This is a genomic window from Streptomyces sp. NPDC057623 (assembly GCF_042800355.1).
Taxonomy (GTDB): domain Bacteria; phylum Actinomycetota; class Actinomycetes; order Streptomycetales; family Streptomycetaceae; genus Streptomyces.
In genome coordinates, this window is record NZ_JBHVGZ010000006.1 from 264,923 (window position 1) to 280,542 (window position 15,620).

Annotated in this window: 13 protein-coding genes; 1 reads left to right on the top strand and 12 read right to left on the bottom strand. The window is 69.8% G+C overall.

From position 1 onward, the window contains the following. Positions 1 to 56: 56 nt before the first annotated feature. The 3 genes from ACFU95_RS09770 to ACFU95_RS09780 all read right to left on the bottom strand — a co-directional run bounded on the left by ACFU95_RS09770 (position 57) and on the right by ACFU95_RS09780 (position 3,067). Positions 57 to 1,001 (bottom strand): RluA family pseudouridine synthase, encoded by a 945-nt coding sequence (locus ACFU95_RS09770; RefSeq protein ID WP_383824272.1) that lies wholly within the window; start codon positions 999 to 1,001, stop codon positions 57 to 59. A gap of 61 nt (positions 1,002 to 1,062) precedes the next feature. After that, positions 1,063 to 1,659: a signal peptidase II gene (lspA, locus tag ACFU95_RS09775; protein ID WP_383824275.1), complete on the bottom strand. Its 597-nt coding sequence runs from the start codon at positions 1,657 to 1,659 to the stop codon at positions 1,063 to 1,065. Between the two features lie 70 nt (positions 1,660 to 1,729). Then, complete coding sequence (locus ACFU95_RS09780; protein WP_383824278.1) at positions 1,730 to 3,067, bottom strand: TraR/DksA C4-type zinc finger protein; 1,338 nt, start codon at positions 3,065 to 3,067, stop codon at positions 1,730 to 1,732. Between the two features lie 593 nt (positions 3,068 to 3,660). Between ACFU95_RS09780 and ileS the strand changes: the two genes are divergently transcribed. After that, positions 3,661 to 6,804 (top strand): isoleucine--tRNA ligase, encoded by a 3,144-nt coding sequence (gene ileS, locus ACFU95_RS09785; protein WP_383824281.1) that lies wholly within the window; start codon positions 3,661 to 3,663, stop codon positions 6,802 to 6,804. 210 nt (positions 6,805 to 7,014) lie between these two features. Here the strand turns inward: ileS and ACFU95_RS09790 are convergent, their stop codons facing one another. From ACFU95_RS09790 to ftsW, 9 genes are all read right to left on the bottom strand, one after another. Beyond that, positions 7,015 to 8,187, bottom strand: a complete 1,173-nt coding sequence (locus ACFU95_RS09790) for a DivIVA domain-containing protein (RefSeq protein ID WP_383824284.1) — start codon at positions 8,185 to 8,187, stop codon at positions 7,015 to 7,017. A gap of 55 nt (positions 8,188 to 8,242) precedes the next feature. Continuing rightward, positions 8,243 to 8,530: a YggT family protein gene (locus ACFU95_RS09795; RefSeq protein ID WP_004001943.1), complete on the bottom strand. Its 288-nt coding sequence runs from the start codon at positions 8,528 to 8,530 to the stop codon at positions 8,243 to 8,245. A gap of 59 nt (positions 8,531 to 8,589) precedes the next feature. Further along, positions 8,590 to 9,231 (bottom strand): cell division protein SepF, encoded by a 642-nt coding sequence (locus tag ACFU95_RS09800; RefSeq protein ID WP_328428365.1) that lies wholly within the window; start codon positions 9,229 to 9,231, stop codon positions 8,590 to 8,592. Positions 9,232 to 9,353: 122 nt separating this feature from the next. Then, a complete protein-coding gene (locus tag ACFU95_RS09805; RefSeq protein WP_383824287.1) occupies positions 9,354 to 10,073 on the bottom strand; it encodes a YggS family pyridoxal phosphate-dependent enzyme in 720 nt (239 codons plus the stop codon). Between the two features lie 6 nt (positions 10,074 to 10,079). After that, complete coding sequence (gene pgeF, locus ACFU95_RS09810) at positions 10,080 to 10,808, bottom strand: peptidoglycan editing factor PgeF (RefSeq protein ID WP_383824290.1); 729 nt, start codon at positions 10,806 to 10,808, stop codon at positions 10,080 to 10,082. Between the two features lie 10 nt (positions 10,809 to 10,818). Then, on the bottom strand, positions 10,819 to 12,033 hold the full coding sequence (ftsZ, locus tag ACFU95_RS09815; protein ID WP_383824293.1) for a cell division protein FtsZ: 1,215 nt from the start codon (positions 12,031 to 12,033) through the stop codon (positions 10,819 to 10,821). A 284-nt stretch (positions 12,034 to 12,317) separates the two neighbouring features. Beyond that, positions 12,318 to 13,115 (bottom strand): cell division protein FtsQ/DivIB, encoded by a 798-nt coding sequence (locus tag ACFU95_RS09820; RefSeq protein ID WP_383824296.1) that lies wholly within the window; start codon positions 13,113 to 13,115, stop codon positions 12,318 to 12,320. Positions 13,116 to 13,140: 25 nt separating this feature from the next. After that, positions 13,141 to 14,232, bottom strand: coding sequence for an undecaprenyldiphospho-muramoylpentapeptide beta-N-acetylglucosaminyltransferase (gene murG / locus ACFU95_RS09825; protein ID WP_370256707.1), 1,092 nt, complete (start codon positions 14,230 to 14,232; stop codon positions 13,141 to 13,143). Positions 14,233 to 14,238: 6 nt separating this feature from the next. Next, a complete protein-coding gene (gene ftsW / locus ACFU95_RS09830; RefSeq protein WP_383824299.1) occupies positions 14,239 to 15,603 on the bottom strand; it encodes a putative lipid II flippase FtsW in 1,365 nt (454 codons plus the stop codon). Positions 15,604 to 15,620 lie beyond the last annotated feature (17 nt).

Here is a 15,620-nt window from a genome sequence, read left to right on the forward strand (position 1 = left end):
GTCGGCGGGGTCCTCGGCGACCCGCACCGCGTACGACGGCGACGGCGACGGCAGACTCACCCGTACGTCTCCTCACGGACCTGGTCCAGGGCCTTCTGCAGGTCGGCCGGGTAGTCGCTCTCGAACTCGGCCCACCGCCCGTCCCCCGGGTGCTCGAAGCCGAGCCGCACGGCGTGCAGCCACTGACGGGTCAGGTGCAGCCGCTTCGCGAGCGTGGGGTCGGCGCCGTACGTCAGGTCGCCGACGCAGGGGTGCCGGTGCGCGGCCATGTGGACGCGGATCTGGTGAGTGCGGCCGGTCTCCAGCTTCACGTCGAGCAGGGAGGCCGCGCGGAACGCCTCGATCAGGTCGTAGTGCGTGACCGACGGCTTGCCCTCGGCCGTGACCGCCCACTTGTAGTCGTGGTGGGGGTGGCGGCCGATGGGCGCGTCGATGGTGCCGCTGGTCGGGTCGGGGTGGCCCTGGACCAGCGTGTGGTACCGCTTGTCGACCGTGCGCTCCTTGAACTGGCGCTTGAGCGAGGTGTACGCCCGCTCCGACTTGGCCACGGCCATCAGCCCCGAGGTGCCCACGTCGAGCCGGTGCACGATGCCCTGCCGCTCGGCGGCGCCGGACGTCGAGATCCGGTACCCGGCGGCGGCGAGCCCACCGATGACGGTCGGGCCGGACCAGCCCGGCGACGGATGAGCGGCAACGCCCACCGGCTTGACGATCACGACCACGTCATCGTCGTCGTGCACGATCTCCATGCCCTCGACCGGCTCGGCGACGATCTGCACCGGCGCGGGGGCCTGCGGCATCTCGACCTCCAGCCAGGCCCCGCCGTGCACCCGCTCGGACTTCCCGACCACCGACCCGTCGACCGTGACCTTCCCCGCCGCGGCAAGCTCGGCCGCCTTCGTACGGGAGAAGCCGAACATGCGGGAGATGGCGGCGTCGACGCGCTCGCCCTCCAGGCCGTCGGGCACGGGCAGGGTACGGATCTCGGGAATCGTGCTCACCCGACGAGTATGCCGGACCGGGCCGACACCCCCGTACGGAGCCTGTGGATAACTCCGGTGCTCAGTCCTTGTGCACGGTTCCGTCGGGGTCCAGACCGCGGAACGACAGCAGCACGATCAGGATGCCGCCGCACACGATCGCCGAGTCGGCCAGGTTGAACACGGCGAAGTGCTTGGGCGCGATGAAGTCCACCACCGCGCCCTCGAAGACGCCCGGCGAACGGAAGATGCGGTCGGTGAGGTTGCCCAGCGCACCGCCGAGCAGCAGGCCGAGCGCGATCGCCCAGGGCAGGCTGTAGAGCTTGCGGGCGAGCCGGGCGATCACCACGATCACGGCCGCCGCGATCACCGTGAAGATCACGGTGAAGGCCTCGCCGACGCCGAAGGCCGCGCCCGCGTTGCGGATCGCCTCGAACTGCAGCCAGTCACCGATGATCTCGATCGGCGGGTGGTGCTCCAGCTTGGCGACCACGATCATCTTGCTGACCAGGTCGAGGGCGTACGCGAACGCGGCGACGCCGAACAGCACCGCGATCCGGCGCTTGCCCCGGGGCCGCTCGCCCGCGGTGTCCTTCACGCCCTCGTCGGCCTGCTCCGGCTCGGCTCCCGCCGCCTCTGGGGTATCCGGCGTACCGATGATGCGCTCCGCCTCTGCCACGTGAGTCCCTCAACCTAGGTACCTGACTGAGGACGAGAGTACGACACGTCCAGCGGCACCCGCCTACCGGTCAGTACCGGCGCTCCTGCTTCTGCTTGCACTCCACGCACAGGGTCGCGCGCGGGAAGGCCTGCATCCGCGCCTTGCCGATCGGGTTGCCGCAGTTCTCGCACAGGCCGTACGTGCCCGCGTCGAGCCGCTCCAGGGCGCGCTCGGTCTGGATGAGCATCTCGCGCGCGTTGGCGGCCAGCGCCAGCTCGTGCTCGCGTGTGATGTTCTTGGCGCCGGTGTCCGCCTGGTCGTCGCCGGCGCCGTCCCCGGAGTCCCGCATCAGACCGACGAGGGACTGCTCGGACGACGTGATCTCGTCGCTCAGCCGCCGGTCCTCGGCCATCAGCTCGGCCCGTGCCTCCTCGACCTCCTCTGGGGTCCAGGGGTCCTCGCCGGGGCGTACCGCGAGCTCGCCGGGCTCCGCCCCGGCGATGCGCGCCTTGGGAAGGGCGGTCTTGGCCGCCGTGGCCGTGCCAGGAGTCTTCTTCGCAACCACCGTCGTGGCTCCCGTCTGCTCCGCGGCCTGCGCCGCGCCCGCCTTCTTGGCCCTGCTCTTGGCGCCCACACTCTTCCCGGCCGCCCGCTCCGCAACCGCGTCCGCGCTCTCCTCGACCGCGGACGACCTGGCCGCGCGCTCCTTGGCCGTCCCCTTCGCGGCCGCACCCTTCACGGCGGCGCTCTTCCTGGCGGTGCCCTTCTTCGCACCGGCGCCCTCCTCGGCGCCCACGTCCCCACCAGCCCCCTTCTTCCGGGAAGCCTTCTGACCAGCGGCGTCCTTCCCGACGGCCACCTTCACGGCCGCCTTCCCGGCAGCGCTCCCCCTGGCCGCGCCTTCCCGGGTCGCGCCCTTCGTTGGGGCGTCTTCCTCAGCTACGGACGTCCTGGCCGCGGCCTTGGCCGGCGGCGCCGCTTCCGCGGCCCCCGCCCTGGCCGCCTTGCCCCGGGCAGTGCTCTTCCTGGCCACCGCCTTCTTCGCCGCGGTCCTGTCGTCGGCGCCCTTCTTGGCGGCGGTCTTCGACACGGCCGCCTTCGCGCCACCCGCCTTGGGTGTCGCCGTCCTGCCCGGCGCCTTGGGTGATGCCGTCTTCCCATCGGCCTTCTTCATGGCGTCCTCCGGCGCTGCCTCGTCCGCCCGCCCCTTCGAGCCCCGCCCCTTCGCCGTCGAGGCCGCCTCCGACACCGCCCCGCCCCCGACAGCCCCCCGCACCGACTTCACCGGCTTCCCGTCCCGCGCCCCCGCGCCACCCCCTTGCGCGCTCTTCCTCCCACCCACGTCCTTGGCCGCTCCGCCGGAGGCACCCGCATGGATGGATCTGCTCGACGCCGACTGCTGTACGGCGGTCTTCTTCGCCACCATGCCGCGGCCCCTTCACATATTGTGATCTTGCTCGCGAATCGTGCTGGGACGATAAATCGACTTGAGTCCCGCGGCAACGGGGCACACCGCCCGATTCGCCCGCCTCGCGCATGCGGCGCGGCCGACCTGCAACCGTTGTGCCCAGCTCCCCGCCGGGTATGCAATCGAGCCGGACGTCCCAGAATCCGAACACGCGTACCGCTCCATTCGGGTCACCCCGGCCGGTACGACGCGGCCGCCCCCGCTGCCGGAAAATCCTGTCGGCCACTGTCCCCGCGGCGCCGTACACTGGGCGGAGCGAAAAGCGTGGATGGGGACGAGTAGCGACGTACGCAGCCCAGAGCGACCCGGGGACGGTGGAAGCCCGGGGGCGAGCGCGACGTGAAGATCACCCCGGAGCCGCCGGAGGAAAGCCCAGCGAGGCGAGTAGAACCGGCATCGCGACCCCAATGAGGGGGCTCGCCGACGCACACTCCGCGTCGGAGGGCCAAGGAGGGTGGTACCGCGGGAGCGCGCCGACACCGGCGTACGGAAAGACACGGCTCTCGTCCCTCCGGACGGAAGGCAGCAAGTCCGCCGGAGGAAGCCCGCTGATGACAACGCCGACGTACCGCCAGGTACCCGCCCAGGTCGACCTGCCCGCGCTCGAGCACGCGATGCTCGACTTCTGGCGCGAGCAGAAGATCTTCGCCAAGAGCCTGGAGCAGTCCGAGGGCCGCCCCGAGTGGGTGTTCTACGAGGGCCCGCCCACCGCCAACGGCATGCCCGGCGCCCACCACATCGAGGCCCGCGTTTTCAAGGACGTCTTCCCCCGCTTCCGCACCATGCGCGGCTACCACGTGGCGCGCAAGGCCGGCTGGGACTGCCACGGCCTCCCGGTGGAGCTGGCGGTCGAGAAGGAGCTCGGCTTCGCCGGCAAGAAGGACATCGAGGCGTACGGCATCGCCGAGTTCAACGACAAGTGCCGCGAGTCCGTGCTGCGCCACACCGACGCCTTCTCCGACCTGACGACCCGCATGGGCTACTGGGTCGACCTGGACGACGCCTACGTCACGATGGAACCCGAGTACATCGAGTCCGTCTGGTGGTCGCTCAAGGAGATCTTCAACAAGGGCCTGCTGGTCCAGGACCACCGCGTCGCCCCCTGGTGCCCGCGCTGCGGCACCGGCCTGTCCGACCACGAGCTGGCGCAGGGCTACGAGACGGTCGTCGACCCCTCGGTGTACGTCCGTTTCCCGCTCACCTCCGGTCCGCTCGCCGGCGAGGCCGCGCTCCTGGTGTGGACGACCACACCCTGGACCCTCGTCTCCAACACGGCCGTGGCCGCGCACCCGGACGTCACCTATGTCGTCGCGACGGACGGCGAGGAGAAGCTCGTCGTCGCCGAACCGCTCGTCGCCAAGGCCCTCGGCGAGGGCTGGGAGGCCACCGGCCAGACCTTCACCGGCGCCGAGATGGAGCGCTGGACGTATCAGCGCCCGTTCGAGCTGGTCGAGTTCCCGGAGCCGGCCCACTACGTGGTCAACGCCGAGTACGTCACGACCGAGGACGGTACGGGTCTGGTCCACCAGTCCCCCGCCTTCGGTGAGGACGACCTCAAGGTCTGCCGCGCGTACGGCCTGCCCGTCGTCAACCCCGTCCGCGCGGACGGCACCTTCGAGGAGGACGTCCCACTGGTCGGCGGCGTCTTCTTCAAGAAGGCGGACGAAAAGCTCACCGAGGACCTCCAGCAGCGCGGCCGGCTCTTCAAGCACATCCCGTACGAGCACAGCTACCCCCACTGCTGGCGCTGTCACACCGCGCTCCTCTACTACGCGCAGCCCTCCTGGTACATCCGCACCACGGCCGTCAAGGACCGTCTCCTCCAGGAGAACGAGAACACCAACTGGTTCCCCGACACGGTCAAGCACGGCCGCTTCGGAGACTGGCTGAACAACAACATCGACTGGGCGCTGTCCCGCAACCGCTACTGGGGCACCCCGCTGCCGATCTGGCGCTGCGAGGACGACCACCTCACCTGCGTCGGCTCCCGCGCGGAGCTGTCCGAGCTGACGGGCGCCGACCAGTCCGAGCTGGACCCGCACCGTCCGTTCATCGACGACGTCACGTTCGCCTGCCAGAAGGACGGCTGCGGCAAGACGGCCACGCGCGTGCCGGAGGTCATCGACGCCTGGTACGACTCGGGCTCGATGCCGTTCGCGCAGTGGGGCTACCCGCACAAGAACAAGGAGCTCTTCGAGAGCCGCTACCCGGCGCAGTTCATCAGCGAGGCCATCGACCAGACCCGCGGCTGGTTCTACACGCTGATGGCGGTCGGCACGCTCGTCTTCGACAAGTCGTCGTACGAGAACGTCGTCTGCCTCGGCCACATCCTCGCCGAGGACGGCCGCAAGATGTCCAAGCACCTGGGCAACACCCTGGACCCGATCCCGCTGATGGACCGGCACGGCGCCGACGCGGTGCGCTGGTTCATGGCGGCCGGCGGTTCCCCGTGGGCGGCACGCCGCGTGGGCCACGGCACGATCCAGGAGGTGGTGCGCAAGACCCTGCTCACCTACTGGAACACCGTCGCCTTCCAGGCCCTGTACGCCCGCACCTCGAACTGGGCGCCGTCCGCCGCGGACCCGGCCCCGGCCGACCGCCCGGTCCTGGACCGCTGGCTGCTCTCCGAGCTGCACGCGCTGACCGACCAGGTGACCCAGTCCCTGGAGGCGTACGACACCCAGCGCGCCGGAAAGCTGCTCTCGGCGTTCGTCGACGACCTGTCCAACTGGTACGTCCGCCGCTCGCGGCGCCGCTTCTGGCAGGGCGACAAGGCGGCGCTGCGCACCCTGCACGAGGTCGTCGAGACGGTCACGAAGCTGATGGCCCCGCTGACCCCGTTCATCACCGAGCGGGTCTGGCAGGACCTGATCGTGCCGGTGACCCCGGACGCGCCGGAGTCGGTGCATCTGGCGTCCTGGCCGGAGGCGGACCTGTCGGCGATCGACCCGGAGCTGTCCAGGCAGATGGTCCTGGTCCGCCGACTGGTCGAGCTGGGCCGTGCCACGCGCGCGGAGTCGGGCGTGAAGACCCGCCAGCCGCTGAAGCGCGCGCTGGTGGCGGCGACCGGCTTCGAGGCGCTCAACCCCGAACTGCACGCGCAGATCACGGAGGAGCTGAACGTCGAGTCCCTGGCGTCCCTCTCCGAGGTCGGCGGCAGCCTGGTGGACACCACCGCCAAGGCCAACTTCCGCGCCCTGGGCAAGCGTTTCGGCAAGCGTGTCCAGGACGTGGCGAAGGCCGTCGCGAACGCGGACGCGGCGGCACTGTCCCTGGCCCTGCGCCAGGGCACGGCGTCGGTGGAAGTCGACGGCGAGACCGTCAGCCTCGCTCCGGACGAGGTGATCATCACGGAGACCCCGCGCGAGGGCTGGTCGGTGGCGTCCGACTCGGGCGCGACGGTCGCCCTGGACCTGGAGATCACGGAGGAGCTGCGCCGCGCGGGCCTGGCCCGTGACGCGATCCGCCTGATCCAGGAGGCCCGCAAGAACAGTGGTCTCGACGTGGCCGACCGGATCGCCCTGCGCTGGACCGCCACGGACGCCGCGACGGTCGCGGCGCTGGGCGAGCACGCCGAGCTCATCGCCGACGAGGTCCTCGCGACGGACTTCGCCCAGGGCGGGGCGGACGACAGCTACGGCTCCCCGTTCGAGGACGAGGGTCTGACCCTGACGTTCCGCCTGCGCAAGGTGTAGCGAGACCCGTCCGGACATCCGAAGGCCCGGGACCCCCAAAGAATCTTGGTGGTCCCGGGCCTTCGGCGTTGTGTACGTCGGACACCGCACCCAACTGCCGAACAAACACCGCAAACCCCGTGAACACGCGTAGCAAAAGGGCGGGGCCCCGGATCAAAATCCGGGGCCCCGCCCTGAACGCTGCCGACGCCTACGGCGTACTACCAACCGTCAGTTGTCGTCCTCGTCGATGAGGAACCCGCGCATCGGCGACGGGGCCTGGCCCATGGGACCCGGACCCTGCGGCCGGACCGGAGCCATCGGCTGGGTCATCGCCGGGGACATCTGCTGCTGACCGCCGTAGGACGGAGCAGCCGGAGACGGGGCGCCGCCCATCGTCTGGTTGCCGCCGTACGACGGGGCGCTCGCGCCGGCCGGTGCCATGGAGGGCGCCGGGGACGGCGGAAGCGACGCTGCGGCCGGGTTCCGCGGCGGGGCGAGCGAGTCGTCCGCCTGGGTCTCCAGCTGGCGCAGCTGCGACTCGAGGTAGGACTTCAGCCGCGTGCGGTACTCGCGCTCGAAGCCACGCAGGTCCTCGACCTTGCGCTCCAGCGTGGCGCGGGCGGACTCCAGGGAGCCCATCGCGACGCGGTGCTTCTCCTGCGCGTCCCGCTCCAGGGCGTCCGCCTTGGCACGGGCGTCACGCTCAAGACCCTCGGCACGCGAACGCGCCTCGCCGACGATCTTGTTGGCCTCGGAACGAGCCTCGGCGATCGCCTGGTCGGCGGTCTGCTGGGCCAGCGAGAGGACACGGGCGGCGCTGTCGCCACCGGGGCCGCCCTGACCCGGGCCGCCCATGGGGCCGGGGCCACCCATAGGACCGCCCATCGGGCCACCCATCTGCTGCTGCATCGGGGGCTGGCCCATCGGCCCTGGACCCTGGCCCATCGGACCGGGACCCTGCGGGCCACCCTGACCGCCGGGACCGGCGGGCAGCTGCGGAGCACCGCTGGGCAGCTGGGGCGGGCCTCCCATGGGGCCACCCATCTGCTGCTGCGGCGGGCCCGATATGCCGGCGGGTACAGGAGCCCCGGGACCGCGCATGCCCTGCTGGGGCATACCGCCTTGCTGGGGCATTCCGCCCTGCTGAGGCATGCCGCCCTGCTGCTGGTCCTGCGGACCGCCGGGACCCTCCGGGGGCTTGCGCATGTTCTGCTGGTTCTGAGCAGCAGCACGCGTGGCCGCGGCCAGCTTGGCGCGCAGGTCCTCGTTCTCGCGGAGCAGTCGCGTCAGTTCGGCTTCGACCTCATCGAGGAAGGCATCGACCTCGTCCTCGTCATAGCCTTCTCGGAGGCGGACGGTCGTGAACTGCTTGTTCCGCACGTCCTCGGGGGTCAACGGCATCTCTTCACCTCAACGTTGTCGTCGGCAGTCGGCAAGACCGTATCTGTCACATCGCTCACATCGCGCTCCGCACGAGCGTGATCAGGATGTAGACGATGATCATCAGTACGAAGAAGGACAGGTCGAGCGCCACGCCCCCGAGACGCAGCGGCGGGATGACCCGCCGCAGAAGCTTGAGCGGTGGATCAGTGACAGTGTAGGTGGCCTCCAGAACGACCACCATCGCCTTGCCGGGTTGCCACGAGCGGGCGAACTGGAAGACGTAGTCCATGACCAACCGGAAGATGAGCACGATGAGGAAGACCATCAGCGCGATGTAGAGAACCTGCAAGACCACGCTCATGACTGGTGCTTCCCTCTCCCCTGTTCCCTGTTCCGTGCGGGTGTCCCCGGTGGTGCGTCTCAGCTCTGGTTGAAGAACCCGCCCTCTGCGATACGGGCCTTGTCCTCCGCCGTGACATCGACGTTAGCAGGCGACAACAGGAACACCTTCTGCGTCACCCGCTCGATGCTGCCGTGAAGACCAAACACCAAACCAGCCGCAAAGTCGACAAGTCGCTTCGCGTCTGTGTCATCCATCTCAGTCAGATTCATGATCACCGGGGTGCCTTCACGGAAGTGTTCCCCGATGGTACGGGCCTCGTTGTAGGTCCGCGGGTGAAGTGTGGTGATCCGGTACGGCTCTCGTTCCGACACGACCTTGGGCATGATCACCGGTGCGTTCTTCTCCAGGCTTGCGCGTTCTTGTGTGATGGACGCCACGGGCGCGATGCGCGCCGGGCGGCCGGATTCCGCGGGTAGCGAAGTCGATCGGGCCACGGGTTCACGCGGCGCGGGCGGCTGCACGATTCGCACCTCTTCGTCCCTTTGGGACGAATGTGCACTGTGGGACTGGTGGGACGGCTCATGCCGTCGGTGGTCCCGCTCGGGCTCCGGGTCCAGTTCGGGCTCGAAGTCGTCGTCGGGGTCGAACCCCCGGCCGTCGTACCCATCGTCCTCCACGAGGCCGAGGTAGACCGCCATCTTGCGCATCGCGCCGGCCATGCTCTGAGTCCTCCGCTCTGTGGTGGATCGACTGCCAAGTGCCCGCGATCCACGCGGTCGTTACGCCCGCCTTCCGGCGACATTGACCATATTTTCTGCTGTGGTCCGACTTCCTGGCGACGTTACCCGAGCCTGGGGCGGACTCCGAGTACCGCAGTGCCGACGCGCACATGTGTCGCACCGGCCGCCACGGCCTCTTCGAGGTCTGCACTCATCCCTGCCGAGACCATGTTCGCAGCCGGATGGGCCTGCCGCAGGTCGGTCGACAAATCCATCAACCGCTCGAACGCCGCCTGCTGGCGCCCCTCGTACTCCCCGCTGAGCGGGGCGACGGTCATGAGTCCGTCGAAGCGGAGCCCCGGGGCCTTCGCGACGAGGACGGCCAACTCTTCGATCCCGCCCGGCGCCACACCACCCCTCTCTCCCCTCGCACCCTCTCCCGCGTCCAGCGCCACCTGGATGAGGCAGCCGACCTCACGCTCCTGCCGTACAGCCTCCTTCGAGAGGGCCGTCACCAGCTTGGAACGATCGACGGACTGCACGAGATCCGCGTAACCGACCACAGATCGCACCTTGTTGGTCTGCAACTGGCCGACAAAATGCCATGCAAGGGGCAGATCCGAGCATTCGGCAGCCTTCGGGGCCGCGTCCTGGTCGCGGTTCTCGGCGACATGGCGCACACCTAGTTCCGACAGCATCCGCACATCGCTCGCGGGGTACGTCTTGGTGACCACGATCAAGGTCACCTCCTCGCGTGCGCGCCCGGCGGCCGCGCAGGCCGCGGCGATGCGGTCCTCCACCTTCGCCAGGTTCGCGGCGAGTTCGTCCTTACGGTCCGTCATGTCCATTCAGTCCAGCCATACATAGCCCGCGAGCCGACCCGTGGTGCGGTCGCGGCGGTACGAGAAGTGGTCGTCCGACTCCAGCGTGCAGACCGGCGACTGCTCCCGGTCGCGCACCCCGAGGCGCCCGAGCTGGGCGTGCACGCCGGCGGCCACGTCCACCGCGGGCGTCCCCCAACTCGTCTCGGCGTGCGCCGTCGGCTCCACGGCGGACACCTCGGCGCGCATCGCCTCCGGCACCTCGTAACACCGTCCGCAGACGGCGGGGCCGGTGCGGACGACGATCCGGGACGGCTCGGCGCCCAGGTCCGTCATCGCGCGTAGCACGGCCGGGACGACCCCGGCGATCATGCCGGGGCGCCCCGCGTGGGCCGCTCCGGCGATCCCGGCGACCGGGTCGGCCAGCAGGACCGGCACGCAGTCGGCGGTGAGGACGGCGAGGGCGAGACCTCGCTGTGCCGTGACGATCGCGTCGACGTCGGGAACCGGACGGTCGCGCCATGGCCCGTCGACCTCGACGACGTCGGCCCCGTGCACCTGGTTCATCCAGACGACCTCGCCCGGCCCGAGCCCGAGGGACTTGGCGGCGAGCTCGCGGTTGGTCAGTACGGCTTCGGGGTCGTCGCCGACCGCGCCGCCGAGATTGAGCTGCTCATACGGAGCGGCGCTCACCCCACCCCACCGGTCGGTGAAGGCGAAGTGCGCGCCGCTCACGGTGTCGCGCTGTCCTATCACGGCAGAAGGATCACTTAAGGAAGTCCGGGACGTCCAGCTCCTCCGCCGCACTGTCGGCGTAGGTCCGGGACGGCGGGACCGGCGGGGCGACCGGGATGTCGTTCACCGGCTCCGGCGACGTGGGCTCGGGCTCCTCCTTCGGCGTGACACTGCCGAGCGAGCCGAAGGACGGGCGGCTCTCGGCCTGCCGTACCGGAGTGGGCTCCTCGCGGCGGGCCGGGGACGAGGAAGAGGAGGACGAGGTCGAGCCGAGGACGTTGTCCCGGCGGGCCGGCGGCTGGCCTCCGTCGAAGCCGGCCGCGATCACGGTGACCCGGACCTCGTCGCCGAGGGCGTCGTCGATGACCGCGCCGAAGATGATGTTGGCCTCGGGGTGGGCGGCCTCGCTGACCAGCTGGGCGGCCTCGTTGATCTCGAACAGGCCGAGGTCGGAGCCACCGGAGATGGAGAGCAGCACGCCCCGGGCGCCGTCGATGGACGCCTCGAGCAGCGGCGAGGAGATCGCCATCTCGGCCGCGGCCACCGCGCGGTCGTCCCCGCGGGCCGAGCCGATGCCCATGAGGGCCGAACCGGCCTCGGACATGACCGACTTGACGTCGGCGAAGTCGAGGTTGATCAGACCCGGGGTGGTGATGAGGTCGGTGATGCCCTGGACACCGGAGAGCAGGACCTGGTCGGCCGACTTGAACGCGTCGAGCACCGAGACCTGGCGGTCCGAGATGGACAGCAGCCGGTCGTTCGGGATGACGATGAGGGTGTCGACCTCTTCGCGGAGTTCGGCGATGCCGTCCTCGGCCTGGTTGGCCCGGCGCCGTCCCTCGAAGGTGAACGGGCGGGTGACCACACCGATGGTGAGGGCGCCGAGCGAGCGGGCGATGTTGGCCACGACCGGCGCGCCGCCGGTGCCGGTGCCGCCGCCTTCACCGGCCGTCACGAAGACCATGTCGGCCCCCTTGAGGACCTCTTCGATCTCCTCGCGGTGGTCCTCGGCGGCCTTGCGGCCGACGGCCGGGTTGGCTCCGGCGCCGAGTCCGCGGGTGAGTTCACGGCCGACGTCGAGCTTGACGTCGGCGTCGCTCATCAACAGAGCTTGCGCGTCGGTGTTGATGGCGATGAACTCGACGCCCTTGAGACCGACCTCGATCATCCGGTTGATGGCATTGACACCACCGCCGCCGACACCGATGACTTTGATGACTGCGAGGTAGTTCTGCGGTGCTGCCACGTCGAAGGCCTCTCGCCTCGAGTTACGGGTCGTCGGATCACGAGAGGCTGTGCTTCGTGAACCGCGACTGATGCCGAATGGGACGGTCCGTAGCGCCGACCCGAACCCTAACCCTGAAGTTTAGGGTTACCAGTGTGTCTGTTCCTTGAAGTCTTCTGAACAGGACACTAAGTCGACAAGTGGCGCACGTTCAACGAACACGCCGAACCTCCCGTTTTTCTTTTCACCCTATGTGATCAGCCGTGTCGCTGCCCAACCAGGGTGCTGGCCTGCGCTGATGTGCGTCAACTCCCTGCTGACGCAGGGGCGGTGGGAACGCTGACGTCGAAGTACCGCGCATCCGGCGAGGCTTTCATGAGAGCGGTGAGTGTGCGGGCCTTCGCGCCCCCCTTCTCACCGCTCCCCCAGGCCACGGTCCGCCCGCCCACCAAAGCCAGCGAGATGTCGTCGTAGGAACGGACCTTGACGACCTGGGTGTCACGCGTGACGGCGTCCGGAAGAGCACCGGCGACACGCACCGCTTCCCGGACCAGACGGCTCTCCCCGAAGCGGCGCAGACTCGCGGCGGCGGAGCTCGACCGGGTCACGGTCAATTCCAGCGCGGGAACGCCTTTCGGAGCCTGAGAAACCGTGGCGAAACGGACGCCTTCCTTGTCCACTTCGACGAACTTTCCGTCCTTTTGGACAATCAGAACCGGAGTACGCTCCGTCACTTTAAGGCTGATTCCATGCGGCCAGGAGCGAACCACGTCAACCACGTCAATTCGGGGCAATTCCCGGCGCAGTCGTGCCTCAATCGCATCGGTGTCGACGGAAATCAGCGGCGCGCCCACCGGGACGTCGGCCACCTCCTGGACCTGTGCGGGCGTCAGAACGCGGGTCCCGGAGACGGATACCCGCTCGACGCGCAGCCACTTGGAGCCATAGAGCAGCCAGACGGAGCCCGCGCCGAGGAGGACGAGCGCAACGAGAAGAATGATGATCGTACGAAGTCTCGGAGTTGGCCTCAATCGCCGGGCGAGGGGCGGGTCGGACGACTCCTGCTGGCGTTCACCGCGCTCGGCGGTGGTCGGTCCGGCCACGCTCCCTGCCCTCCGTCATACGTTCCTAGCGGCGATGCGAGGCGATCGCCTCGTACACCATGCCGACGAGCAGGTCGTCGGCGTCCCGGCGGCCGAACTCGCTCGCGGCACGGGACATCTCGTACAGCCGGTGCGGGTCGGCGAGCACGGGCAGGACGTTCTGCTGCACCCACTCGGGCGTGAGTTCCGCGTCGTCGACCAGCAGTCCGCCGCCGGCCTTGACCACCGGCTGGGCGTTGAGCCGCTGCTCCCCGTTGCCGATGGGCAGCGGGACGTAGGCGGCCGGGAGTCCGACGGCGGAGAGTTCGGCGACGGTCATCGCGCCCGCACGGCAGAGCATCATGTCGGCCGCGGCGTACGCGAGGTCCATCCGATCCACGTACGGTACCGGGATGTACGGGGGCATTCCCGGCATCTGGTGCACCTGCGGCAGTTCGTTCTTCGGGCCGACCGCGTGCAGGATCTGGATCCCGGCCTGCTGGAGCCAGGGCGCGACCTGCTGGACGACCTCGTTGAGACGGCGGGCGCCCTGCGAGCCGCCGGAGACCAGCAGCGTGGGCAGGTTCGGGTCGAGGCCGAACGCGGCGCGGGCCTCGGGGCGGACGGCGGCCCGGTCGAGGGTGGCGATGGTCCGGCGCAGCGGGATCCCGATGTACCGAGAGTTGCGGAGCTTGCTGTCCGGGGTGGAGACGGCGACCTGGGCGGCGTACCGCGAACCGATCTTGTTCGCGAGGCCCGGGCGGGCGTTGGCCTCGTGGATGATGATCGGCACACCGAGGCGCTTGGCGGCGAGATAGCCGGGCAGCGCGACATAGCCCCCGAAGCCGACGACGGCGTCGGCCTTGGTGCGCTCCAGGATCTGCTCGGTCGCCTTGATCGTGCCGCGCAGTCGGCCCGGGACGGTGATCAGCTCGGGCGTGGGCTTGCGGGGCAGCGGCACGGCAGGGATGAGCGCGAGCTCATAGCCCCGCTGCGGAACGAGCTTGGTCTCCAGGCCGCGCTCCGTGCCCAGGGCCGTGATCCCCACGCTCGGGTCCTGCCTGCGCAGGGCGTCCGCGAGGGCGAGCGCGGGCTCGATGTGGCCGGCGGTCCCCCCACCGGCGAGTACGACATGCACCGAAATTCACCGCTCTCCGGACGAACGCGCCGCCGAGGCACGCCGTCGCATCGTGTTCCATCTCCGAGGCGCCCGGCCAGAGCCGGCGCCTCCCGCACGCTTTCTACCAAAGCGGGGTTGCCGCACGGAAAGCGCTGCCCGCGCAGCGGGCTCGTCGCGCGCGAACGCGATCAACAGCCCGATGGCGAACATGGTCGGCAGCAGGGCGGATCCTCCGTAGGAGAACAGCGGAAGGGGGACTCCGGCGATCGGCAGCAGACCGAGCACCGCACCGATGTTGATCACGGCTTGCGCGGTGATCCAGGTGGTCACGCCTCCCGCGGCATACCTGACGAAGCGGTCCTCCGTGCGTCCGGCCACGCGGATACCCGCATAGCCTAGAGCCGCGAACAGGGCGAGCACCGACAGCGTCCCTGCCAGGCCCAGTTCCTCACCGGTGACGGCGAAGATGAAGTCGGTGTGGGCTTCGGGGAGTTGGCCCCATTTCTCCACGCTCGCACCGAGCCCGGAGCCGAAGATTCCGCCCGAGGCGAGCGCGTAGATGCCGTGCACGGCCTGCCAGCAGTCGACGGGCCCGGCCTGGGGCTCGGTGGCGCCCAGGCACTGCAGGCGGGCCATGCGGTTCTCGCTGGTCTTGATCAGGAGCAGCCCGATCAGGCCGGCCACCGACAGGACCCCCACGAACAGCCGGGTCGGCGCTCCGGCCAGCCACAGCAGGCCGAACAGGATCGCCGACAGGATGATCGCCGTACCCATGTCACCGCCGAGCATGATCAGCCCGAGCAGCATGAAGGCGACCGGCACGAGCGGCACCAGCATGTGCTTCCACTGCGTGAGCAGCTTCCGGTCCTCCTTGCGGGCGATCAGGTCCGCGCCCCACAGCACCAGCGCGAGCTTGCCGAACTCGCTGGGCTGGATCTGGAAGGACCCGCCGAGGGCGATCCAGTTCTGGTTGCCGTTGACCGCGACTCCTATCCCGGGGACCTGGACGAGCGCCATCAGGAAGACGGCGCCCGCGAGGATCGGGTAGGCCAGCGCCCGGTGCAGCTTCACGGGCATCCGCGAGGCGGCGAACAGCAGCCCGGCGCCGATCACCGCGGCCAGCAGCTGCTTGCGGAAGAAGTACGACCCCGGCAGCGACATCTGCAGGGCGGTGATCTGGGAGGCCGAGTAGACCATCACCAGACCCAGCACGGTGATCAGCAGGCTGCCGCCGAAGATCAGGTAGTACGCGGTCAGCGGCCGGTCCCAGGCCCGGTTCAGCCGGATGTAGAGCCGCCGTACCGCGTTGTCGTGCGGCGACGGCCGAGGAGCGACGGGGCGCCCGACGGCCCGCTGCACGGGGGGTCGTCCCGTACGGCTACCGGGCATCGGCGCCCACCGCCTCG

Bases quoted from the DNA above. Each gene is read 5' to 3' on its own strand.
- ACFU95_RS09780 (WP_383824278.1), bottom strand. From the start codon at position 3,067: ATGGTGGCGAAGAAGACCGCCGTACAGCAGTCGGCGTCGAGCAGATCC.
- ileS (WP_383824281.1), top strand. From the start codon at position 3,661: ATGACAACGCCGACGTACCGCCAGGTACCCGCCCAGGTCGACCTGCCC.
- ACFU95_RS09790 (WP_383824284.1), bottom strand. From the start codon at position 8,187: ATGCCGTTGACCCCCGAGGACGTGCGGAACAAGCAGTTCACGACCGTC.
- ACFU95_RS09795 (WP_004001943.1), bottom strand. From the start codon at position 8,530: ATGAGCGTGGTCTTGCAGGTTCTCTACATCGCGCTGATGGTCTTCCTC.
- ACFU95_RS09800 (WP_328428365.1), bottom strand. From the start codon at position 9,231: ATGGCCGGCGCGATGCGCAAGATGGCGGTCTACCTCGGCCTCGTGGAG.
- ACFU95_RS09805 (WP_383824287.1), bottom strand. From the start codon at position 10,073: ATGACGGACCGTAAGGACGAACTCGCCGCGAACCTGGCGAAGGTGGAG.
- ftsW (WP_383824299.1), bottom strand. From the start codon at position 15,603: ATGCCCGGTAGCCGTACGGGACGACCCCCCGTGCAGCGGGCCGTCGGG.